Origin of the sequence: Streptomyces sp. NPDC005485 (assembly GCF_040606085.1) — a bacterium.
Lineage (GTDB): Bacteria > Actinomycetota > Actinomycetes > Streptomycetales > Streptomycetaceae > Streptomyces.
On sequence record NZ_JBEXDZ010000066.1, the window covers coordinates 13,445 to 35,285 of the forward strand.

Below are 21,841 nucleotides of genomic sequence, written 5' to 3' on the forward strand. Positions count from 1 at the left end.
CCACGCGCTCGGGGTCAGGTCCTCGTGCAAACCGTCCCACGTTGTGAGGGCTTCGCGAAGATCCTCCACGCGCCGCGGACCGAACAGCGCCTGCGCACGCCGTGCACAGGGCCGGGCCCGCGCACAAGGGCGGGCCCGGCCGGCATCAGGCCACGGGATCGAGGAAGGTCAGCACGGAGGCGTCCTCCTCGATCAGCGGAGCGAGGACGGTGTTGAACGGGCCGCCGTACGGCGCCTTCAGGTGGGCCTGGAAGGCGTCCTCGTCCCGGTACACCTCGAAGATCCAGAAGGCGCGCGGGGCGGCCGCCTTGGTGTAGACGTCGAAGGCGAGGTTGCCCTCTTCCTCGCGCACCTTCCCGGCGTACTCGAGGATCAGGCGGGCGACCTCGCCCTCCGCGCCTTCGCGGGCGGTGAACTCGGCGAGCAGAGTCTTCTTCACGGTCATGAATCCTTGTCAGTCGTGGGCGGAGTCGAGGTGGTGGACAACGGCCTTGTCCAGCCTCGCCGAGCCGTTCTCGGCGAAGAGTCGCACCCCCTGGTCGGCGGGGTCGGGGAAGATCTGGTCGGTGATCACGGCCTCACCGCTGCCGCCGAAGACCTCGACGGACGACCAGTCGACGAGGATGCGCAGCTTCACCTTGCCGTTCTCGGCCTTGAGCGGGGCACGCTGGACACCGGGGAAGGCGCCGCTGAAGTCCACTGCACCGGAGCGGGTGCGGTCGACGTACAGCTCCTGCGTCGTGGTGTCGTAGCCGATGACGGTCTCCGTGCCGTCGGCGCCGGTGCGTACCTTCAGGCCGAAGCGTTCGGCGTCCTTGACGGAGAAGGTCGCCTCGATGTCGAGCGCCTTGCCCTCGGCCGCGGGGCCGATCAGGGGCTTCGAGGTGCTCTTGACGGTGACACCGGACGCCGTCGCCGGGTCCTCGTCGCGGAGGGAGGCCAGGCTGTCGACGGGCCGGCTCGTCAGCCGGAGGCGGCCGTCGACGGTGCGAAGGGCCATCTGCCGGGGGATGCTCTGGGCGCTGCGCCAGGGCGAGGTGGGGATGGAGCCGCCGTACTCCCAGTCGTTCATCCAGCCGATCATGTAGCGCTTGTCACCCGGCACGTTCTCCCAGGACACGGCGGCGTAGTAGTCCTTGCCGTAGTCGGCCCAGTCGGCGCGCTGCACCACGGACCTGGCGGGGGCGTCGGCGGCCGTGAACCGGTCGGCCATGATGTGGCCCCAGCCTGCGGTGTTCATGTCGACGATCTGGACCCGTGCCTTCTTTCCGGCGTAGGCACGCAGGTCGAAGGAAGCCCAGTCCAGGGTCTCGCTGTTGGAGCCGGTCGCGCTGCTCACGACCTTGCCGTCGACGAGCAGGTTGACGGATGTCTCCCGGGAAAGGGGCTGGGCCTTGGAGTCGGACAGCACGATGTGGTCGACGTTGAGGTGGCCCCAGCCGCCGGTGTTGTCGTCGACGATCCTGATCCGCGCCTTCTTGCCGCTGAGGTCCTTGACGTCCCAGGAGGACCAGTTGAGCGCTTCCGCGTCCTTTCCCGTGGCGCTGCGCACCACCTGGCCGTCCACGAGGAGTTCGACGGCTACGGGGTCGGCGGAGCCGGCGGGGTGGTTGCCGCCGCCGACGAGGAAGTCGACGTAGTCCTTGTCGACGGTGAATTCGGGCGAGGTGAGGGTGCCGGTGCCGGAGTCCCCGTTCAGGTAGGAGTTGGCCAGACCGTTGCCCAGGAATCCGGAGACTTCCTGCTGGTCGGGCAGGGTGCCGTGGGCCGGTGCGGTGCCGAAGGCGTCCCCGGTCGCCGTCCAGGCGCCGTAGCCGCCCTCGAAGTCGGCGAGGACCGCCCCCGCGGGCGGATCTCCCTGCTCCATGACCGTCCCGGCCTCGTGGGGGTGCTGTCCGCCGCCGACCTTGAAGTTCAGGTAGCGGCTGTCGACGGTGAACTCGGGCGAGGTGAGGATGCCGGTGGTGCCGTCACCGCCGTGGAAGCTGTTGGCGAGGCCCGAGCCGTCGAAGCCGGATACGGTTCCCTGTCCGTCCACCGCGCCGGCCGCAGGCCTGTCGCCGAACGCGGTCCCGGTGGTCGTCCATGCGTCGAAGCCGCTGCCCTCGAAGTCCTGCATCACGGTGCCGACGGGCGGGGTGTAGGTGCCCTTGTCCTCGGCGGTGAACTTCTTGCCGTCGAAGTCGCCGACGAAGTACTGGGCACCCGAACCGCCGGTGATGCCCCCGGGGTTGATGTTGACGACAAGAACCCACTTGATGTTCTTCTTGTCCCCGTCGACGGCGAGGGGGAACAGGTCGGGGCACTCCCACACGCCGCCCGTCGCACCGGCCGGACCGAACTCACTGAGCGGACTCCAGTCCTTGAGGTTCTTGGACGAGTAGAACCGCACCTTGTGCTCGGCGGACAGCGACACCGTCATCAGCCAGCTCTTCGTCGGCGCGTACCACTGGACCTTGGGATCGCGGAAGTCCTTGGAGCCGATGTCGATGACGGGATTGCCCTGGTACTTGGTCCAGGTGCGGCCGAGGTCGGTGCTGTACGCGAGCGACTGCGCCTGTACGCCCGTGTCCTTGCGGTAGCTGGTGTAGACGGCCACCATGGCCGGGTTCTTCTTCGTGCCGAACCCGGTGGTGTTGTTCACGTCGACCACCGCGCTGCCGGAGAACACCATCTCCTTGTCGTCGTGGGACAGGGCGAGCGGCAGCTGCTCCCAGTGCACGAGGTCCTTGCTCACCGCGTGCCCCCAGGACATGTCGCCCCAGGAGTTGCCGTTGGGGTTGTACTGGTAGAAGAGGTGGTACTCGCCTTTGTAGTACACAAGCCCGTTGGGGTCGTTCATCCAGTTCTTCTCCGGGGTGAAGTGGAACTGGGGCCGGTAGGTCTCGGTGTACGGCGGGGAGTCCGCGGCTACGGCCTGCGGGGCCGGGCGGGCGGCGGACAGCACGCAGACGGCCACGACCGCCGCGATCGTCCAGGTGCGGGCATGCCGGGATGCACGTGCAGAGCTCATGGTGTCTCCTGCCGCGGTCGTCCACGCGGCGGAGCCTGCTGCCGGGCGAGGACGGACCGAAAAGTGACGCCCTGTCGGCGCCGTCGTCCACGTCGCCGACCAAGGGTGTCATCGTTGACTTGTGTCATCGATGACATCGAGTGGCCCGATGATGGCCACAACCCGGCCCACGCGTCAACGGTTGTGGTGCGATTGCCCCTTGGCGCGGCCGCCTGCCCGTCAGGAACGCTCGGCCGTGGCGAACTGCGCCAGCCGGCTCTGCCAGGGCGGATTGGGACCGGCGACCGCGCAGGTCAGGGCCGCGACCTGCGCGGCGAATTGGCAGGCTTCCGCCACGTCGTCGAGACGGAGGTCCGTCAGCCGGCCGCCGAGGAGTCCACGGGCGCCGAGCCGGTGCAGCAGCCCGGCCGTGAAGGAATCCCCTGCCCCGACCGTGTCCACGACCTGCGTCGCCACCGCGGGCACCTCGACCCGTTCGCCGTCGAGCGAGGCCAGGGCGCCGTCGGCGCCGCGCGTGATCACCACGAGTCGCGCCCCTGCGGCGTGCCAGATGTCGCATGCCTGCTCGGGGGAGGTTTCGGGCAGGAGCAGGGCCAGGTCGTCCTCGCTCAGCCGCAGCACATCCGCGAGGGCGCACCAGTGCCGCAGCCGCGCGCGGTAGACCTCGGGGCGCACCAGCAGCGGGCGGACGTTGGGGTCGATGCTGACCGTGGCGCGTGCGGAGGCAGTTGCCAGGAACTCCTCCACCACCGCCGCCCCGGGCTCGCGGACCAGGGCCAGGGATCCGGTGTGCACACAGGCCGTCCCGGACAGGTCCAGCCCCGCCAGTTCCTCGGTCGTCCACTGCCAGTCGGCCGTGTTCTGCGCGTGGAAGGAGTACGCGGCCTGCCCCTGGGCGTCCAACTCCGCCACGGCCAGGGTGCTCGGCTCGGCAGCCTCGACGGCATGGGACAAGTCCACTCCGGACGCCTCCAGATGGGCCCGGAACAGCCGGCCGAAGACATCGCCGGAGAGGCGGGCGAGGAAGCGGGTCGGCATACCGAGGCGGGCGAGGGCGACCGCCGTGTTCGCAGGTCCGCCACCCGGCAGCACCCTCAGCCTGAGTTCGTTCGCAACGTCTGCCGATTCGGTGAAGGCGTCCGCGACGCACTCTCCCAGGACCGTGATCTGGCGCGGGCTCATGGGCTGCTCTTCTCTCGGAAAGGTCGGGCCGGCAAACCGCGTCGTGATGCTCCCACCGACCGGCCGCGCAGAGTGACGACCGCGGGCGTTGCCGATTTGTGACGGGTGGAAGGCATTGACGTTGCCGGGATGCGGAGTCCATCATCCTGGCCATGCAGTGTCAACGATGACATAAGTCAACGATGACACCCGGGCGGCGTGCTCTGACCCGAAACCCCGTGCCGTTCGCTATCTCACAGGAGTCGATCATGTCTCGCACCACTCGTCTGTCCTCCTCCCTGCTCAGAGTCGCCGCGGTCACGGGCGTCGCGGCCCTCACCCTGACGGCCTGCGGGTCCGGCTCCGGTTCGAGTTCCACGAGTTCCGGCTCGGGCACCGTCAAGGTCGGGCTGATCACCAAGACCGACACCAACCCGTTCTTCGTGAAGATGAAGGAGGGCGCGGAGAAGGCCGCCAAGGAGAACGGCGCTCAGCTGATGACCGCGGCGGGCAAGTTCGACGGGGACAACGCCGGACAGGTCACCGCCATCGAGAACATGGTCGCCGCCGGGGTGAAGGGCATCCTGATCACCCCGAGCGACTCCAAGGCCATCGTGCCCGCGATCGCGAAGGCCAAGGCCAAGGGGGTCCTGGTCATCGCCCTGGACACGCCGACCGAACCGCAGAGCGCGGTCGACGCCCTCTTCGCGACCGACAACCTCAAGGCCGGCGAGCTGATCGGCGAGTACGCCAAGGCCGCCATGAAGGGCAAGACGGCGAAGATAGCCGCCCTCGACCTGGCGCCCGGCGTCTCCGTCGGCGTCCAGCGGCACAACGGTTTCCTGAAGGGCTTCGGCGCCACCGAGAAGGACGTGGCGTGCGCCCAGGACACCGGCGGCGACCAGGCCAAGGGCCAGACGGCGATGGAGAACTGCCTGCAGAAGGCGCCCGGCATCAACGTCGTCTACACCATCAACGAACCGGCTGCCCTGGGCGCGTACACCGCGCTGAAGGCCAAGGGCCGGGAGAAGGACGTCCTGATCGTCTCCGTCGACGGCGGCTGCACCGGCACCCAGGCCGTCAAGGACGGCAAGATCGCCGCGACCTCGCAGCAGTACCCGCTGAAGATGGCCGCCGAGGGCGTCAAGGCCGTCGTGACGTACGCCAAGGACGGCAAGAAGGCGTCCGGTTACACCGACACGGGCGTCACCCTGATCACCGACAAGGCGCAGGACGGGGTCACGTCCAAGGACACCGCCTACGGCCTGGAGAACTGCTGGGGCTGAGCCGCCCCCAGGACCGTACGACGTCGCCTTCCCCCTCAGCGGGGCGGCCGGCCCGCACCTCCCCGACCCGGGACGGCCGCCCCCTCACCCTCTTGTCCTCTTTGGCCTCCTTGCCCTCCGGCGAGGACGGACAAGGGCTTCTGTCTTCCGACAAGGACTTCGCATGACAGCCACGACCACGCCGTACGCCGAGCTCAAAGCGCCGACCACGGCCCGCAGACTTCTCACGGCGCCGACCACCGGCCCGCTGGTCGCGCTCCTCCTGGCCTGCGCTTTCTTCTCGCTCTCGACCGACCAGTTCCTCACCGGCGGCAACTTCTCCCTGATCGTGCAGCAGGTCATGGTCGTCGGCACCCTCGCCATCGGCCAGACCCTGATCATCCTCACCGCAGGCATCGACCTGTCGTGCGGTGCCGTGATGGCCTTCGGCAGCATCGTGATCGCCAAGATGGCCGCCGAGGGTTCCCTGCCACCGCTCCTCGCCATCGCCCTGGGCATAGTCGTCTGCGGCGGATTCGGACTGCTCAACGGGCTGCTGGTGCAGAAGATCCCGCTGCCGCCGTTCATCGTCACCCTCGGCATGCTCAACGTGGCGTTCGCGCTGACCCACATCTACTCGGCCGAACAGACCGTCACCAACCTGCCCGGCCCGCTGACGGCCCTCGGAGAGACCTTCCCGCTCGGCCACACGGACATCACCTACGGCTCCCTGGTCACCATCGTCCTGTTCCTCCTCCTCGCCTACGCGTTGAGCAACACCGGCTGGGGCCAGCACGTCTACGCCCTGGGCAACAGCCAGGAAGCGGCCCGCCTCAACGGCATCCGCACCTCCCGGCTGACCATCGGCATCTACACCGTGGCCGGCCTGCTGTACGGCGTCGCCGCCCTGCTGCTCATCTCCCGCACCGGAGTGGGCGATCCCCAGGCCGGCCAGACCGACAACCTCGACAGCATCACCGCCGTGGTCCTGGGCGGCACCAGCCTCTTCGGCGGACGCGGCTCGGTCCTGGGCACCTTCATCGGCGTCCTCATCGTCGGCGTGTTCCGCAACGGCCTGCAGCTGATGGGCGTCGCCTCCATCTACCAGACCCTGATCACCGGCGTCCTGGTGATCCTCGCGGTGACCGTCGACCAGATCTCCCGGAAGAAGTCCCGATGACCGCCACCTCCTCCCCCACTCCCGTGCTGCAGGCCCGCGGTCTGGTCAAGCGCTACGGCCACGTCACCACCATCGACGGCGCCGACTTCGACCTGCTGCCCGGCGAGGTCCTCGCCGTCATCGGCGACAACGGAGCCGGCAAGACCAGTCTCATCAAGGCCCTGACCGGCGCGGTGGTCCCCGACGCGGGCGAGATCCGGCTGGGCGGCGAACCCATCCAGTTCTCCGGCCCGCAGAGCGCTCGCGCCCACGGCATCGAGACGGTCTACCAGGACCTCGCCGTCGCGGCCTCCATGGACATCGCCTCCAACGTCTTCCTCGGCCGCGAACTGCGCCGCCCCGGCGTCCTCGGCAGCACCTTCCGCATGCTCGACAAGAAGCGGATGCGACGGGAGGCCGCCGAGCACATGGCCGACCTGAAGATCGGTCTGCGCTCGCTCACCCAGGCGGTCGAGACCCTCTCCGGCGGACAGCGGCAGGCCGTCGCGGTCGCCCGCGCCGTCGCGTGGGCGCGCAGTGTCGTCGTCATGGACGAACCCACCGCCGCCCTCGGCGTGAAGGAGTCCGGGCAGGTCCTGGACCTGATCCGGCGCGTCCGCGACAAGGGGATGCCGGTGGTGCTGATCAGTCACAACATGCCGCACGTCTTCGAGATCGCCGACCGGATCCACGTCCACCGGCTGGGGCGGCGCGCTGCTGTGATCAAGCCGTCCGACTACTCCATGGCGGAGGTCGTCGCCATCATGACCGGCGCGCTCACCGTCGACGAGGCCGGAGATACTGTCGTAGCGGATTCCGAGGCCGCGAAGGCCGCGGGAGTGCAGGCCGGCTGACCGCACGCAGTCAGGACTCCCAGGTTCCGGCCGAGGCCGCGGCCGGAACCGACGAGCACAGGAGACGCTTTCCACCATGGCAGCGAACCGCCGCCCCACTCTGTCCGACGTCGCGCGAGAAGTGGGTGTCAGTGCCAAGACGGTCTCCCGGGTGCTCAACGAGGACGGACCCGTCTCGGCGCGGACGAGGGAACAGGTTCTCGCCGCGGTGGCCAGGCTCGGTTTCCAGCCGAACCTCATGGCACGCAACATCCGTGTGGGCGGCCCGGACACCACCATCGGGCTGGTCGTCCCCGACCTCGGCAACCCCTTCTTCGGAGCTGTCGCCGGCGCCATCGAGGACACCGTCCGCGAGCGCGGACTGACCCTGCTCATGGGCTCCTCCGCGGACGATCCCGATCGCGAACGCACCCTGACCGACAAGTTCCTCGCCCGGCGCGTCAGCATCCTGATGGTCGTGCCGTCCGTCGGCGCCGACCACTCCCATCTGAAGAGCCATCGGGCCCGGGGGCTTCCCGTGGTCTTCATCGACCGTCCGGGGGTGGGACTGTCGACGGACAGCATCGTCAGCTCCAACCGCGCGGGCGCCCATGACGGCGTCGCCCATCTGATCGCCCACGGCCATCGCCGCATCGGCTTCATCGGCGACCTGCCCGTCAAGCTGTACACCCGCCGGGAACGACTGGCCGGATACCGTACGGCCCTCCAGGACGCCGGTCTCTCCTACGACCGCTCCCTGGTCACCAACGCCCATGACCAGCACGGTGCCGCGGCCGCCACCTCCAAGCTGCTCGCCCTGCCGGATCCCCCCACGGCGCTGTTCGCTGGCAACAACATGGTGGCGCTGGGGATAGTCGCCGAACTCGCCCGCAGCAAACGCAAGGACGTCGCCTTCGTCGCGTTCGACGACGTACCGCTCGCCGAGGCCCTCGAACCAGCCCTGACGGTCGTCGCCCAGGATCCCGAGGAAATCGGCCGTACGGCAGCGGCCACCGCCCTGACACGCCTCGACGGCGACCGCTCCCGCGCCCGCACGATCACCGTCCCCACCAGGCGGATCGTGCGGGGCTCGGGCGAGCGCCCCGCCCCGTAGGCGCGGCCAACGGGGCAGCGGCGGGTGAACGTACCGTCAGTCCTCCAGGCGGACCGGCATCAGGACAGAGAAGGTGTCCTCGTCGTCGGGCCGGCGGATCGCGATCGGTGCCGTGGGGCTGCCGAACTCCAGGATCAGCCGGTCCCGGGCCCCGGCGGCCAGCGCGTCCAGCAGGAACTCACGGTCGACCGCGACACGGTTCGGGTCGTCGTCGCCGTCGGCGCAGAGGGTCACCGTGCCGCCGTCCTCAGCCCTGAGCAGGCTGAGGTCACGTTCTCCGGCCTCACCGGTGCGGACCGGACCGGTCTCCAGAGCCTTGCGGAAGTCCGCCACCTCGACAACGGCGCGGCGCCCGCCGGCCGCGGGGAGGAGGCGACGGTAGTCGGGGAAGTCGTGGCCGAGGCACGGACCGGCTGCCTGCCCGTCCCCGGCCTCCAGTGCCACACGGTCGCCGTCGACAGTGAGCCGCACAGGTCCCCCGCCGCCCAACAGCGCCCGCATCGCGTCGGCGAGCGGCGCGGGCACGATGACCTGCACTCGGCTCCCGTCGTGCCCGGCGACAGCGGCCCGCGCGACAGCCATGCGGTACCGGTCGGTGGCCACGGCATGGAGGCTCTCGCCCTCGATGTCGAACAGGACCCCGCCGAGCATCGGCAGCTCCGGGTCGGTGCTCACCGCGAAACGGACCGTATCCAGTGCGGCTGCCAGCTCGGGCGCGGCGACGGACAGCCGGACGGTGGCGATGCTGAGCGAGGTCATGACATTCTCCCGGTGATCGAGTAGCGCTCGGAGCGCGGAGAACTCACTGCGGGCATCGGACAGCCCCTGTTCGAGACGGCGCAGGTGCGCCTTGAGCAGGTTCCGGACCAGATCGGTGTCCGCGCCGGACCAGCCGGCCAGCGTCAGCCGAACGTCCGTCAGCGGCATCCCGGCCCGGCGCAGGCGGGCCAGCAGCCGGGCCTCTTCGAGCTGCCGGGGTTCGTACCAGCGGTAGCCGCTCACCGGATCCACCCAGGCCGGGACCAGCACACCGGCACGGTCGTAGAACCGCAGGGCGCTCACACCCAGACCGCTGTCGCGGGCCATCTCGCCAATGCTGCGCATGTCGTTCTCCACACCCGGCACTCTGGGCCCTGAACAAGGTCGAGGGTCAACCACTTCCTGAGGAGCGGTATCAGAGCTCGCCCGGTGCGCCGAGGCCGGTCAGGGCGCCGACGGGGTCGAGGTCGGGGGTGCCGCGGGGCCACCAGTCGTCGTGGCCCGGCTCGGACTCGTAGGCGTACCAGAGGCCGTTGTGACCCAGGCGGAGCTGGGCGTGGCCGCGGGGGTGGGTGAGCTGGTTGCGCCAGGGGCGGAAGGCGGGGAGATCGGCGGCGAGGAGGAGGGGGCGAGCGCGGTCGAAGCGGCCCGCGGGAGGGTCCCAGGGCTCTTCGAGGACGGTGAGGCCTTCGAGGCCGCCCTGCCGCCAGGCCGCGACGGCACGGGCCAGGTCGGACGGGGTGCGTGCGGCGGCGGAGGCCAGCGCGGAGTAGAGAGCGCGGGTCGCGGCGGTGAGGCCGGAACCGGGGCGGGCCGCGGCAAGGCGCACCGCGTCCTGCCAGAGCGTCAGCTCCGCGACCGGGTCGCGCCCCGCGGTGAGCAGTGTGTGGGCGCGGGCCGCCGCGTCGGTGGCCAACTGGTCGAGCGCGAACGGGTCCGGACCGCCGGGCGCACCCGGGTAGGCGGGCGGCTGCTGCGGGTGCGCGGGCGGCGGCAGCGGGGCCGGGAGGGGCGGGAGCGCGCGTGGCTTGAGGGCGTCACTGGCGCGGACACCGGGGAGAGGCGCCGGTTCCTGCTCCTGCGCGGCGCGGGCCGCGCGGGCCGCGTTGCGCCGGGACAGGGCGTCCAGCAGCTCCCGTTCGCCGCGGCCGCGCAGCAGGAACAGCACGAAGGGGTCCTCGTCCAGCAGACGTGCTGTCCGGTAGCAGAGGGCGGCCGCGTGTTTGCAGGGGTGGCCGGAGTCCGGGCAGCTGCAGTGCGGTTCGAGGTCGCCGGGGCCCGGGAGCAGGGCGACACCGCACTCCGCGAGCGACTGGGGCATCTCCTTGTCCAGCAGCGCGGCGATGTGCCCGGGCCGTTCGGCGGCGGCGTCCAGGAACCGGTCCCAGTCGGCGTCCGCCAGCGTCCGCAGCCGGACCTGCACGCGATAGGGGCGCGGCCTGCTGCCGTGCACATACGCGAGCACCAGCCCCGGCGTCACGGTGATCGCGTCCACCGACCCCTTTCCGGCATACGCCCTCCCCCGCGCCAGCCGCGCCGCGTCCAGCGCGCCCTCCTCCAAGGCCGTCACCCAGGCGTTCCCCCACCACGTCTCCGCGAAGGCGTCCGCGCCGCCCCCGCCCGCCGAGCGGGGCGGGAAGGCGGCGAAGGTACGGCGCAGGTCACCGTCGCGGCCGGGGGCTGCCATGGAACGGGGGAGGCTGTGAATCGGGGTCGCGCCCGGGACCTCGGCCACCGGCCGCGCCCCGCGGGAGGTGGACTGCCGGGTCGGGCGTTGGGTCAGCGGGTCGTCCCGGTGGCGCACGTCATCGCGGTGACGCGCACGACGGGCGCCGGGTACGGGGTGGTCTTCCGGTGCCTCCTCCGGTGCAGAGTGCCCGGGCGCCTCGCCGACGGCGGGGGTCGTCGCGCCGGTCAGTGAACTGCCGTGCCGGGTGCGGTCGTTGTCCTGTGGTTCGTTGTCGTGCTGTTCGTGGTCCTGTGGCTCGCGGTCCGGAGGTTCGCTGTCGGGGCGGGTGACGTCATCGGTCCGCTCTGCATCGCCGGGCGGCGCCACCGGGTTGTCCGGCGTTCCGTCAGGGACCCGCGCCGCGGGGTCGCTCCTTACCGCGTCACCGGCGGGCGCAGCCTCGGCGTCGGGCAGTTGGAAGGCGCCCGCGAGGAGGTCCCGTAGGTCCTGGGCCCGGGTGTCCGTTCCGCGGCGTGGGGTCCTGCCCCGGCCCCGTGAGCCGGTCGGTTTCCCTGCCTCGGGCCGACGCCCCGCCCCGGGCTGCGTATCGACTTCCCTGCCCCCGGCCTGCGTTCGCGACCGCGCGGCCTGTTCGCGGGCGGCGCGCAGTGCCTCGCGGGCGATGTCGCCCGGGCGTACGGCACCCGAAGGCGCCCGCTCGTCGGGGCGGACGTCACCGAGGGCCTCGTCCACGGCGGCAGGGGGCTCCGATCCGCGCCGCAGCGCCTCGCGGGCCACGTCGCCCGGGCGGGGTTCGGGTGCGGGGACCTCCGCGGGTGCCGCGTCTTCCTGGCCCCCCGCCGGGTGGGACTCCGTCTCCGAGCCCCGGGCCTCGCGTTCCCGTGCCGCGCGCAGCGCCCGGCGTGCCACGTCGGCGGGGCGTGCCTCCTGCGCCGGGGGCTTCTCGTCCCCGGGCCCGTTCATGTGTCCCTCCGCAGGGAGACCAGGTCGGACAGTGCGCGGTCGGTGAGTTCGGTCAGGGCGGCCTCGCCGGAGCCCAGGATCGCGTCGGCCAGGGCCCGCTTGGCTTCGAGCATCTCGGCGATACGGTCCTCCACCGTGCCCTCGGTGATGAGGCGGTGGACCTGGACGGGCTGGGTCTGGCCGATGCGGTAGGCGCGGTCGGTGGCCTGTTCCTCGACGGCGGGGTTCCACCAGCGGTCGAAGTGGATGACATGGCCGGCCCGGGTGAGGTTCAGCCCGGTGCCTGCCGCCTTCAGGGAGAGGACCAGGATGGGTGTCGCCCCGCTCTGGAAGCGGTCGACCATGTGTTCGCGCTCGGCGACCGGTGTGCCGCCGTGCAGCAGCTCCACCGGGACGGCGCGTGCGGCGAGGTGCTCGGTGATCAGGCGGGCCATCCCGACGTACTGCGTGAAGATCAGGGCCGAGCCGTCCTCCGCCAGCAGGGTGTCGAGCAGTTCGTCGAGCAGGGCCAGTTTCCCGGAGCGGGTGGCGAGGCCCGGCACCGCGGCCTGCGCGTTCTCTTTCAGATAGAGCGCCGGGTGGTTGCAGATCTGCTTGAGGGAGGTGAGCAGTTTCAGCACCAGGCCGCGGCGTGCGATTCCCTCGGCCGTCTCGATGGCGAGCATCGACTCGCGGACCACCGCCTCGTAGAGGGAGGCCTGTTCGCGGGTCAGCGGGACGGGGTGGTCGGTCTCGGTCTTCGGCGGGAGCTCGGGGACGATGCCGGGGTCGGACTTCTTGCGGCGGAGCAGGAAGGGGCGGATCAGCCGGGCCAGGCGCGCCACCGCCTCCTCGTCCTCGCCGTTCTCCACGGCGCGCGCGTGCCGGGCGCGGAAGGACTTGAGGGGGCCGAGGAGACCGGGGGTCGTCCAGTCCAGCAGGGCCCAGAGTTCGGAGAGGTTGTTCTCCACGGGGGTTCCGGTGAGCGCCACGCGCGCGGGGGCCGGGATCGTGCGCAGCGCCTTCGCCGTCGCCGAGTAGGGGTTCTTGACGTGCTGTGCCTCGTCCGCGACGACCATGCCCCAGGTGTGCTGGGCGAGCCGCGGTGCGGCCGAGCGCATCGTCCCGTAGGTGGTGAGGACGAAACCGCCGTCGAGGTCCTCCAGGGTGCGCCCCGTTCCGTGGTAGCGGCGGACAGGAACTCCGGGGGCGAACCGGGTGATCTCCCGCTGCCAGTTGCCGAGCAGCGAGGCGGGGCAGACAACGAGGGTGGGCTCGCGGCGGGCTCGGCGCAGATGCAGGGCGATGACGGTGACGGTCTTGCCGAGCCCCATGTCGTCGGCGAGGCAGCCGCCGAGACCGAGGGAGGTCATGAGGTCCAGCCAGGACAGCCCTCGCAGCTGGTAGTCGCGCAGTGTGGCCCGCAGGCCGGGTGGCGGCTCGACGGGTGTCACGCCCGCCGTGAGCCGGTCGCGCAGCGCGGCCAGTGCGCCGACGGGGACCGCCTCGACCGTCTCGCCGTCGATCTCCGCGGTGCCGCTGAGCGCGGCGGACAGCGCGTCGACCGGGTCGAGCAGACCCAGTTCGCGCTTGCGGGCCTTGCGGACGAGTGCCGGGTCGACGAGGACCCACTGGTCGCGCAGCCGGACGACCGGGCGGTGTGCCTCGGCGAGCAGATCCATCTCGGCGTCGGTGAGCGGGTCGCCGCCGAGGGCCAGCTGCCAGCGGAACTGGAGCAGGTCCTCGCTCTCGAAGAAGCCCGTGCCGTCCGTCGCCGACCCGGGGGCGGGCCGCACCACCGCTGTCGCGCTCAGGTCCTGGGCGAGGTCCCGGGGCCAGTGCACGGCGACCCCGGCAGCGCCGAGCCGGGTCGCCGCGACTCCGAGCAGGTCGGTCAGCTCGTCCTCGGAGAGGGCGAGCACGTCGGGCAGGTCCTGCTCGGAGAGGCGGTCCAGGGGAGACCAGACGCGCGCCGCGCGGCGGACTGCGAGGGCGGCGTCGACCCGCGCGCGGGGGCCGAACGTCGCGTCGGCGCTGCCCGACCAGAGAGCCGAGGCGTCGACGACGAGGGTGGGGTCGGCGAGGCTGTGCACCTGGACCACGGCGGCGCCCGCGCGGCGTGCGCCCTCGCTGTCGTCGAAGAGCTGGTAGGCGGAGAGGTCCAGGCGCAGCGAGATCCGTACGCCCGCGTCCATGCCCGCCGCGACCTCCGCGGCCCAGTCGTGGGCGCCCGACAGCCGCTGCGGTTCGACCGCGGCGAAGGGCTTTCCCGAGGTGTACCGGGCGGCGGGGGTGCGGGGCAGGGTGTCGGCGACCGCGTCGAGGAAGGACCGCATCAGCGCCTCGGGTTCGGGCAGCCGGAGCGGGCCCTTGCCGGGGAGCGGTACGGCGTGTCCCTCGTACGGGAGGGCCGCGGCGACCGCCCTCAGGTGCGCGATGTCGTCCGGGTCCAGGGGGCCGGCGCGCCACGCGTCGTGGCCGTCGGCCGTCAGGCCCGGCAGCAGCCGTCCGCGCGCGACGAGTCGCAGGGCGTGCAGTGCGGCCGCACCCCAGCAGGCGGTGGCGGGATGGGCGGCGGGGTCGCGGCGCGCCCCGGCGAGCAGCGGCAGCGCCTCGGCGACCGGCAGGGTCACGGCGGGCACGATGCCCCTGCGGACGCCTGGGCCGTGGGGCCGTACGACGGTGAGTTCGGCCGGTGCGGCGGACGGCAGCGGGTCGCCGTCCGGGGACCAGAAGGCGACTCGGCCGGCGCGCGGCAGCGGTGCGGGCAGGAAGACGGCGGCGAGCCGTACGGACACGGCGGCCGGGTCCAGGCGCTCGGCCTCTCGCGCACCCACCCTCGCCCCGTCTCGCTCGGCCACTGCCACGGGTCCGTGGCCGGGCGGCGCGTCGCCGACGCCACCGTGCACGGAATCCACCGCATCCGCCATACGCCCGGTCACCTCCCGCCCCTTTGTCGCATCAGGTGTCTTCGACTCTACGGGCGGCCTCTGACAATCGGCCTCGGCGACGGGCCCGGTGGCCTCGGCGGCCCCGTCAGGGGGTCGTGCGGGAGACGACGAACACGAAGGGACGGGTGGGGTCCGACAGGTTCACCAGGACGTCCTGGGTGGGCGCCGGGTTCTTCTGCTTGTGGACGAGGCCGTACCAGGGGCCGCGGCCGCTGAACTCCCAGCCGGTGACCTTCTGGTCGCGGGCGCTGATGGTGATGTGGTCCTCCTTCAGGTCGGCCCGGCTGGTGCCCAGGTCGGCGAGGAAGACGTCCAGGTTCGCGTCGGAGGTCTGGAACTGGACGTAGAGACGGCTGGTCTTCCAGTTGTTCGTCTCGTAGTAGGCGACCCAGTCCGCCGGGTGCGGGATCGGCAGCTGGTAGAGGCGGCGCTGCACCTTCGACGGCCACCCCGTGGTGAGGCCGGTCGCCGAGTACTTCGCCTCCTTGTCCTTGCCGCTGTTGCGGCTCTGGTTGGCGGAGATGACCAGGTAGCCGGCCGGGACGCCGATCAGGAGCACGATGATCAGCAGGGTCAGGGCGCGGCGGCGGTTGCGGTGGCGCCGGTCCTCCGGAGGACGCCGCCGCGGCTCGTCCGGGGGCGAGGCCTGGCGTGGCAGGGAGGCCGTCACAGTGTCTCCTGCGAGGTACGGCGCGACTCCACGTAGCGCTCGTACCGCTCGTAGCGCTCGACCCGGCGGCGGTTGGCGCGGCGGAAGCGGCGGGCGACGAGGCGGGAGAGGTCGGCGGCACCGACCATGCCGGCCTCGGGGCCGAGCTGGGCGCGCGCGATGCGGGCCTCGGGGCGGTAGCCGCGGCCGGTCAGGTGCCTGCGGAAGGCGTCGCGGGCGGGGCCGATGAGCAGGTCGTCGGCCGCGGAGACGCCGCCGCCGATGACGAAGCAGGAGGGGTCGAGGGCCGCGGCCAGGTTGGCGATGCCGACGCCGAGCCACTGGCCGATGTCCTGGAGCAGCTCGATGCACATGGCGTCGCCCTCGCGGGCCAGCTCGGTGATCATCGGGCCGGTGATGTCGGCGATGTTGCCCTTGACGTGCTCGATGATCCCGTACGCCACCGGGGAGTCCGCGGCGGCGAGTTCGCGGGCCTCGCGGACCAGCGCGTTGCCGGAGCTGTACTGCTCCCAGCAGCCGCGGTTGCCGCAGGGGCAGCGGTGGCCGCCGGGCACGACCTGCATATGGCCGAACTCGCCCGCCACGCCGAACTTGCCGCGCTTGACCTGGCCGTCCTCGAGGATGGCGCCGCCGATACCGGTACCGAGCGTGATCATCACCAGGTGGTCCTCGCCGCGGCCCGCGCCGAAGCGCCACTCGGCCCAGGCGGCCGTGTTGGCGTCGTTGTCGACCAGAACGGGCACGGCGAGGCGTCCCGCGATGCGGTCGCGCAGGGGCTCGTTGCGCCAGGACAGGTGGGGGGCGAAGAGCACGCGGTTGCGGTCCGCGTCGACCCAGCCGGCCGCGCCGATGCCGACGGCGTGCACGTCGTGCCGGTCGGAGAGGTCCAGCACCAGCTCGACGATGGTGTCCTCGACGACCTTGGGGCTCTTGGACTTGTCCGGCGTCTCCGTGCGGACCTTCTCCAGGATGTTCCCGTCGGCGTCGACGACGCCCGCCATCACCTTCGTACCGCCGATGTCGATGCCGACGGTCGGAACGCGGGGCGCCGTCAGGTGGGAACGGCGCTCACGGGTCCCCACGGTCCGCAGGACGGTGGCCCGCGCGGAGCCGCGGTGGGTGAAGTCGCGGTAGGTGCTCATCGCGCCGATTCTGCCTCACGCCCCCGCGGCCCCGCATCGTGGAGCCCCCTGAGCCCCCGCTAGTCGCCCTTGGCGGTGTCCGTCGGCCGGCCTCCCAGGTGGGTCGGCACGGGGGCGCGCTCCAGTTCGTGGCGGAGGTCGTCGAGTTCGCTGCCGCCTGCCATTTGGCGGGTCAGCTCGTCGAGGGTGATCTCGTCGCGGGCGTTGCTGCTGAACATGGTGCCGCGCTTCAGGAGCACGAAACGGTCGCCCACCAGATACGCGTGATGCGGATTGTGGGTGATCAACACAACACCCAGTCCGGCGTCCCGTGCTGCGGCCACATATTTGAGGACCACACCGGACTGCTTCACACCGAGGGCTGCGGTGGGCTCGTCGAGGACGAGGACCTTGGCGCCGAAGTAGACGGCGCGGGCGATCGCCACGCACTGGCGCTCACCGCCGGAGAGGGTGCCGATGGGCTGGTCGACGTCGCGCAGGTCGATGCCCATGCGCAGCAGCTCGGCGTGGGTTGTCCTCCGCATGAGCTCGACGTCCATGCGCTTGAAGGGGCCGCTGCCCTTGGAGAGCTCGGAGCCGAGGAAGAAGTTGCGCCACACCGGCATCAGCGGGACGACGGCGAGGTCCTGGTAGACCGTGGCGATGCCCCGGTCCAGGGCCTCGCGCGGCGAGCCGAGACGGGTCTCCTCGCCCTCGATGCGCAGCGTGCCCGCGTCGTGCTGGTGCAGCCCAGCGATGATCTTGATGAGGGTGGACTTGCCAGCGCCGTTGTCGCCGAGCACGCAGGAGATCTCCCCCGCGTGCACCTGCAGCGAGACGCCTTCGAGGGCGCGGATGTTGCCGTAGTACTTACTGACGTCGTCGAGCTCGACGAGCGCCCTGCCGTCCGGGTCCGTGGCGGCCGTCTTGGTGATGTCCGTCGTCATTTCGTCGCCTCCGCGCGCTTGCGGACCCAGTGGTTGAGCAGGGTGGCCAGGAGCAGCATCACTCCCAGGAAGAACTTGAACCAGTCCGGGTTCCACTCGGCGAACACGATGCCCTTGCTGACCATGCCGAAGATGAGCGCGCCGACCGCCGCGCCGACCGCGGAGCCGTAGCCGCCGGTGATCAGGCAGCCGCCGATGACCGCGGCGATGATGTAGATCAGCTCGTTGCCGACGCCCTCGCCGGACTGCACGACGTCGAACGAGAACAGCAGGTGCTGGCCGGAGATCCAGGCGCCGAAGGCGACGCCCATGTAGAGGCCGATCTTGGTCTTGTTGACGGGGACGCCGACCGCGCGGGCCGCGTCCTCGCCGCCGCCCACGGCGTAGATCCAGTTGCCGAACCGGGTGCGCAGCAAAATCCAGGTGGCGACCAGGATCAGGCCGAGCCACCACAGGATGGTCACCTTGAAGTCGACGCCGCCGATGGTGAACGTGGAGGCGAAGACGGACTTCGCGGAGGAGAAGCCCTCCATGTCGGAGATCGACTTCGTGGAGACCGTGTCGCTGATCAGCTTGGTGAAGCCGAGGTTCATGCCGGTCAGCATCAGGAAGGTGCCGAGCGTGATGATGAAGCTCGGCGGGTCGGTGCGGGTCAGCATGACGCCGTTGAACACGCCGATGGCGAGCGTGACGAGCAGCGAGACGCCGACGCCGACCCAGACGTTCGCGGTCATCTGGTAGCTGAACATTGAGGAGATCAGCGCGGAGCTGGTCACCAGGACGCCCGCGGAGAGGTCGAACTCGCCGCCGATCATCAGCAGCGCGACCGGGACGGCCATGATGCCGATCGTCGAGGAGGCGTAGAGGACCGTGCTGAGGCTCGCGGCCCGTACGAAACTGTCGGCGAAGATCGCGAAGAAGAGGAAGACGGCGATCGCGCCGACCACCGAACCGAGTTCGGGCCGGCCCAGGAGCCTGCGCAGCGGCGAGGTCTTCAGGAGGCGTTCGTCGGTCTTGGTGCCCGGCGCGGGCGCCGGTGCGGTGGTGCTCATCGGGTCCCCCGCTTGGTGTAGTCCTCAAGCTCGGCGGCCATGTCCTTGGTGATGATCTGCGGGCCGGTGAGGACCGGCTTGCCGCCGCCGAGGACGTTGGCGTTGTACTTGTAGAGCCACAGCAGGTCCACGGCCTCGTACCCCTGGAGGTAGGGCTGCTGGTCGACGGCGAAGCCGAGCGTGCCGTCCTGGAGTTCGGTGGCCACCTTGGCGTTCAGGTCGAAGGTGTCGATCTCGGCCTTGCTGCCCGCGTCCGTCCTGGCCTTCACCGCGGTGTCGGCGTAGGGGGCGCCGAGCGTGACGACGCTGTCGATGGACTTGTCGGCCTGCAGCTTCGCCCCGATCGAGGACTGCACGGAGGGCATGCTGGTGCCCTCGACGTAGAGGTTCTGCACATCGCCGTCGAAGGTCTTCTTCACACCCGCGCAGCGCTGCTCGTGGCCGACGTTGCCCTGCTCGTGCAGGATGCACAGGGCCTTCTTCTTCCCGCGCTTGTTCAGCTCCTCGCCGACGGCCTCGCCGGCGATCGTCTCGTCCTGGCCGATGTGCGCGAGCGCACCGAACGCCTTGGACTCCTCGGAGCCGGAGTTCACCGTGATCACGGGGATGCCGGCCTTCTCGGCGCGCGCCACGGCGGCCTTCATCGCGTCGGGCTTGGCGAGGGTGACGACGATGCCGTCGACCTTCTTGTCGATCGCGGCGTCGATGAGCTGTGCCTGCTGCTGGGCCTCGTCGTCGTGCGAGTACAGGAAGTTGATGTTGTCCTTGGCGGCGGCCTGCTTGGCGCCGCTCTGCACGATGTCCCAGAAGGTGTCGCCATCACCCGAGTGGGTGATCATCGCGAAGGTCCACCTGGGCGTGTTGACCGCGGCCCTCCCCTGGGCCGACGCGGCCTTGCGGGCGTCCTCGGCCTTCTTGCCGCCGGTGCTGCTGCATCCCGCGAGGGACACCCCCAGCGCCCCTGCGAGCGCGATGCTTACCCAGGTCCGAGTCCGTGCCACGAGGCCGTGCCCTTCTTGCTGTGCCGCTTGGTGCGCCGGGCCCTGCGGACCGGCCCGGAGGGCCTTTCCGCAGGCCCCTGGGGCCGGAGGGTCTCCGGCGCCGAACGCCCAAGTATCGCCGACCCTTGATCGCCGTGTCCGCGCAGGTCCCGGGCACCCCGGACGCCCTTGGGCCGGGGGCCCGGGGGTTGTCCCCCGGGCGGACACGGCGTGCACCGGGATCATGCACCCCATCAGCGGGTACCGCGCGCGGTGTACTTCTCCAGCTGCGGTACGTCCTTCTCGGTGACGAGCGCCGGGCCGGTGAAGACGGTCTTGCCGCCGCCGATCACGTTGCCGTTGGTCCTGTAGAGCCACAGTTCGTCGATGGCCTCGTATCCCTGCAGGTAGGGCTGCTGGTCCACGGCGAAGTCGACCTCCTTGGCCTTCAACCGCCTGACCACCTCGGCGTTCAGGTCGAAGGTGGCGATCTCTGCCTTGCTGCCCGCGTCGTCCTTCGCCTTGACGGCGACGGCGGCGATCGGGGCGCCGAGGGTGACGACCGCGTCGATGCCCTTGGTGGCCTGGAGCTTCGCCTCGATGGAGGACTGCGAGGAGGGAGCGTTGGTGCCGTCGACGCCGAGGTTCTCGAGCGAGCCCTTGAAGGTCTTCTTCACACCCGCGCAGCGCTGCTCCAGGGAGACGTTGCCCTGCTCGTGGATGACGCAGACGGCCTTCTTCAGTCCGCGCTTGTTCAGCTCCTCGCCGACGGCCTCACCGGCCACCGACTCGTCCTGGCCGAAGTGCACGAGGGCGCCGAACTGCTTCGAGTACTCCGCGCCGGAGTTGATCGACACGACGGGGATGCCCGCCTTCCGGGCGTTGGCGAGGACGTCCTTCATGGCCTCGGGCTTGGCCAGGGTGACCACGATGCCGTCGACCTTCTTGTCGATCGCGGCCTGCACCAGCTCGGCCTGCCCCTTGGCCTCCTTGTCGTTGGAGTACAGGAACTGGACGTTGTCCTTGGCCGCCGCCTGCTTGGCGCCGCTCTGCACGATGTCCCAGAAGGTGTCGCCCTCACCCGCGTGGGTGATCATGGCGATTTTCAGGCGGGGCGTGCCGACCGCCTTGCCGCCCCCGCTGTCGCTCGCCTTGTCCTGCGAGTCCTTGCCACCGGAACTGCTGCACCCCGCGGCGAGCGCGATCGTGGCCAGCACCGCCACTGCTGTTCGGGCTGTACGCATGGTCGGACCCCTCTTCTCCCGGCCGCCCCGTTGCGGCTGAGGGAGTTCTAGCTTCGGGGTCGAGCGCCCGTCCATCGGTTTGCCAGAACATTCTTACGATCGAGATGGACTCTCCACTCCTACGGGGTTACCCCCGCATGCGCGGCCCGTGCGGCGTCACGGTCGTACGAGGAGCTGGAACTCGAAGGAGTAGCGCGAGGCGCGGTAGGTGTGGGAGCCGAACTCGACGGCGCGGCCGGTGTCGTCGAAGGTGGTGCGCTGCATGGTGAGCAGGGGTGCGCCCTCGGGCTCGCCGAGCCGTTCGCCCTCCTCGGCGGTGGCCGCGCGGGCGCCGACGGACTGCCGGGCGCTGTGCAGGGTGATGCCTGCCGCGCGCATCATCCGGTACAGGCCGGTGCCCTCCAGCTGCGCGCTGTCGAGGTCCAGCAGGCCGGTGGGCAGGTGGTTGCACAGGTGTGCCATCGGTTCGCCGTGCGCGAGGCGGAGCCGCTCGACCCGGTGCACCTCGCTGCCCTCGGCGACCCCGAGGGCCGCCGCGACCTCGGCGGAGGCGGGTTCGAGGATGTTGCGCAGCACATGGGTCGCGGGGCGCTGGCCCGCCGCCTCCAGGTCGTCGTAGAGGCTGCTGAGCTCCATCGGGCGCTTGACCTGGCTGTGCACGACCTGGGTGCCGACGCCTCGGCGGCGCACCAGCAGTCCCTTGTCGACCAGGGACTGGATCGCCTGGCGGACGGTCGGCCGGGACAGGCCGAGGCGCCCCGCGAGCTCGATCTCGTTGCCCAGCAGGCTGCCCGGTGTCAGCGTTCCGTGCTCGATCGCGGCCTCCAGCTGCTGGGACAGCTGGAAGTAGAGCGGGACCGGGCTGCTGCGGTCGACGCTGAGCTGGAGCGACACGGTCGGATCGACTTCTGGTTTCGGCACGGCCTGAGCGTAGCTCCGG

At 70.9% G+C, this 21,841-nt stretch carries 17 protein-coding genes; 4 read left to right on the plus strand and 13 right to left on the minus strand.

Going from position 1 to position 21,841, the window contains the following annotated elements; genetic code table 11:
• Positions 1 to 145 precede the first annotated feature (145 nt).
• The 3 genes from ABZS97_RS22495 to ABZS97_RS22505 all read right to left on the minus strand — a co-directional run bounded on the left by ABZS97_RS22495 (position 146) and on the right by ABZS97_RS22505 (position 4,195).
• The gene (locus tag ABZS97_RS22495; RefSeq protein ID WP_356140110.1) at positions 146 to 439 is read right to left on the minus strand and encodes an antibiotic biosynthesis monooxygenase family protein; all 294 of its coding nucleotides are present in this window, start codon (positions 437 to 439) and stop codon (positions 146 to 148) included.
• A gap of 15 nt (positions 440 to 454) precedes the next feature.
• Entirely contained in the window at positions 455 to 3,013 is a 2,559-nt protein-coding gene (locus ABZS97_RS22500; protein WP_356140083.1) for a GH32 C-terminal domain-containing protein, read from the minus strand.
• 219 nt (positions 3,014 to 3,232) lie between these two features.
• Complete coding sequence (locus ABZS97_RS22505) at positions 3,233 to 4,195, minus strand: carbohydrate kinase (protein ID WP_356140084.1); 963 nt, start codon at positions 4,193 to 4,195, stop codon at positions 3,233 to 3,235.
• Positions 4,196 to 4,443: 248 nt separating this feature from the next.
• Between ABZS97_RS22505 and ABZS97_RS22510 the strand changes: the two genes are divergently transcribed.
• The 4 genes from ABZS97_RS22510 to ABZS97_RS22525 all read left to right on the plus strand — a co-directional run bounded on the left by ABZS97_RS22510 (position 4,444) and on the right by ABZS97_RS22525 (position 8,545).
• Positions 4,444 to 5,460, plus strand: coding sequence for a sugar ABC transporter substrate-binding protein (locus tag ABZS97_RS22510; RefSeq protein WP_356140085.1), 1,017 nt, complete (start codon positions 4,444 to 4,446; stop codon positions 5,458 to 5,460).
• 163 nt (positions 5,461 to 5,623) lie between these two features.
• A complete protein-coding gene (locus ABZS97_RS22515; protein WP_356140086.1) occupies positions 5,624 to 6,619 on the plus strand; it encodes an ABC transporter permease in 996 nt (331 codons plus the stop codon).
• Positions 6,616 to 7,452 (plus strand): ATP-binding cassette domain-containing protein, encoded by an 837-nt coding sequence (locus tag ABZS97_RS22520; protein WP_356140087.1) that lies wholly within the window; start codon positions 6,616 to 6,618, stop codon positions 7,450 to 7,452. The genes ABZS97_RS22515 and ABZS97_RS22520 overlap by 4 nt, the downstream gene beginning before the upstream one ends.
• Positions 7,453 to 7,528: 76 nt before the next feature.
• A complete protein-coding gene (locus tag ABZS97_RS22525; protein WP_356140088.1) occupies positions 7,529 to 8,545 on the plus strand; it encodes a LacI family DNA-binding transcriptional regulator in 1,017 nt (338 codons plus the stop codon).
• A gap of 36 nt (positions 8,546 to 8,581) precedes the next feature.
• Here the strand turns inward: ABZS97_RS22525 and ABZS97_RS22530 are convergent, their stop codons facing one another.
• From ABZS97_RS22530 to ABZS97_RS22575, 10 genes are all read right to left on the minus strand, one after another.
• Positions 8,582 to 9,649, minus strand: coding sequence for a MerR family transcriptional regulator (locus tag ABZS97_RS22530; RefSeq protein WP_356140089.1), 1,068 nt, complete (start codon positions 9,647 to 9,649; stop codon positions 8,582 to 8,584).
• Positions 9,650 to 9,719: 70 nt separating this feature from the next.
• Positions 9,720 to 11,957 carry an SWIM zinc finger family protein gene (locus tag ABZS97_RS22535; protein ID WP_356140090.1) on the minus strand — a complete coding sequence of 746 codons (2,238 nt, stop codon included), beginning with the start codon at positions 11,955 to 11,957 and terminating at the stop codon, positions 9,720 to 9,722.
• Entirely contained in the window at positions 11,954 to 14,866 is a 2,913-nt protein-coding gene (locus ABZS97_RS22540) for an SNF2-related protein (RefSeq protein ID WP_356140091.1), read from the minus strand. The genes ABZS97_RS22535 and ABZS97_RS22540 overlap by 4 nt, the downstream gene beginning before the upstream one ends.
• 106 nt (positions 14,867 to 14,972) lie before the next feature.
• Entirely contained in the window at positions 14,973 to 15,557 is a 585-nt protein-coding gene (locus ABZS97_RS22545) for a sugar kinase (protein ID WP_356140092.1), read from the minus strand.
• Positions 15,554 to 16,699, minus strand: a complete 1,146-nt coding sequence (locus ABZS97_RS22550) for an ROK family glucokinase (protein ID WP_356140093.1) — start codon at positions 16,697 to 16,699, stop codon at positions 15,554 to 15,556. Before ABZS97_RS22550 ends, ABZS97_RS22545 begins: the two co-directional genes overlap by 4 nt.
• Positions 16,700 to 16,758: 59 nt before the next feature.
• Positions 16,759 to 17,625: an ATP-binding cassette domain-containing protein gene (locus ABZS97_RS22555; protein ID WP_356140094.1), complete on the minus strand. Its 867-nt coding sequence runs from the start codon at positions 17,623 to 17,625 to the stop codon at positions 16,759 to 16,761.
• A complete protein-coding gene (locus ABZS97_RS22560; RefSeq protein WP_356140095.1) occupies positions 17,622 to 18,677 on the minus strand; it encodes an ABC transporter permease in 1,056 nt (351 codons plus the stop codon). The genes ABZS97_RS22555 and ABZS97_RS22560 overlap by 4 nt, the downstream gene beginning before the upstream one ends.
• A complete protein-coding gene (locus ABZS97_RS22565) occupies positions 18,674 to 19,678 on the minus strand; it encodes a sugar ABC transporter substrate-binding protein (RefSeq protein ID WP_356140096.1) in 1,005 nt (334 codons plus the stop codon). The genes ABZS97_RS22560 and ABZS97_RS22565 overlap by 4 nt, the downstream gene beginning before the upstream one ends.
• A gap of 233 nt (positions 19,679 to 19,911) precedes the next feature.
• The gene (locus tag ABZS97_RS22570) at positions 19,912 to 20,901 is read right to left on the minus strand and encodes a sugar ABC transporter substrate-binding protein (protein WP_356140097.1); all 990 of its coding nucleotides are present in this window, start codon (positions 20,899 to 20,901) and stop codon (positions 19,912 to 19,914) included.
• A 156-nt stretch (positions 20,902 to 21,057) separates the two neighbouring features.
• Positions 21,058 to 21,795 (minus strand): GntR family transcriptional regulator, encoded by a 738-nt coding sequence (locus ABZS97_RS22575; RefSeq protein WP_356140111.1) that lies wholly within the window; start codon positions 21,793 to 21,795, stop codon positions 21,058 to 21,060.
• Positions 21,796 to 21,841: the final 46 nt, after the last annotated feature.

Coding starts and splice junctions, on each gene's coding strand:
- ABZS97_RS22550 (WP_356140093.1), bottom strand. CDS start 16,699: ATGAGCACCTACCGCGACTTCACCCACCGCGGCTCCGCGCGGGCCACC.
- ABZS97_RS22535 (WP_356140090.1), bottom strand. CDS start 11,957: ATGAACGGGCCCGGGGACGAGAAGCCCCCGGCGCAGGAGGCACGCCCC.
- ABZS97_RS22560 (WP_356140095.1), bottom strand. CDS start 18,677: ATGAGCACCACCGCACCGGCGCCCGCGCCGGGCACCAAGACCGACGAA.
- ABZS97_RS22500 (WP_356140083.1), bottom strand. CDS start 3,013: ATGAGCTCTGCACGTGCATCCCGGCATGCCCGCACCTGGACGATCGCG.
- ABZS97_RS22570 (WP_356140097.1), bottom strand. CDS start 20,901: ATGCGTACAGCCCGAACAGCAGTGGCGGTGCTGGCCACGATCGCGCTC.
- ABZS97_RS22505 (WP_356140084.1), bottom strand. CDS start 4,195: ATGAGCCCGCGCCAGATCACGGTCCTGGGAGAGTGCGTCGCGGACGCC.
- ABZS97_RS22520 (WP_356140087.1), top strand. CDS start 6,616: ATGACCGCCACCTCCTCCCCCACTCCCGTGCTGCAGGCCCGCGGTCTG.
- ABZS97_RS22555 (WP_356140094.1), bottom strand. CDS start 17,625: ATGACGACGGACATCACCAAGACGGCCGCCACGGACCCGGACGGCAGG.
- ABZS97_RS22530 (WP_356140089.1), bottom strand. CDS start 9,649: ATGCGCAGCATTGGCGAGATGGCCCGCGACAGCGGTCTGGGTGTGAGC.
- ABZS97_RS22540 (WP_356140091.1), bottom strand. CDS start 14,866: ATGGCGGATGCGGTGGATTCCGTGCACGGTGGCGTCGGCGACGCGCCG.
- ABZS97_RS22515 (WP_356140086.1), top strand. CDS start 5,624: ATGACAGCCACGACCACGCCGTACGCCGAGCTCAAAGCGCCGACCACG.
- ABZS97_RS22510 (WP_356140085.1), top strand. CDS start 4,444: ATGTCTCGCACCACTCGTCTGTCCTCCTCCCTGCTCAGAGTCGCCGCG.
- ABZS97_RS22525 (WP_356140088.1), top strand. CDS start 7,529: ATGGCAGCGAACCGCCGCCCCACTCTGTCCGACGTCGCGCGAGAAGTG.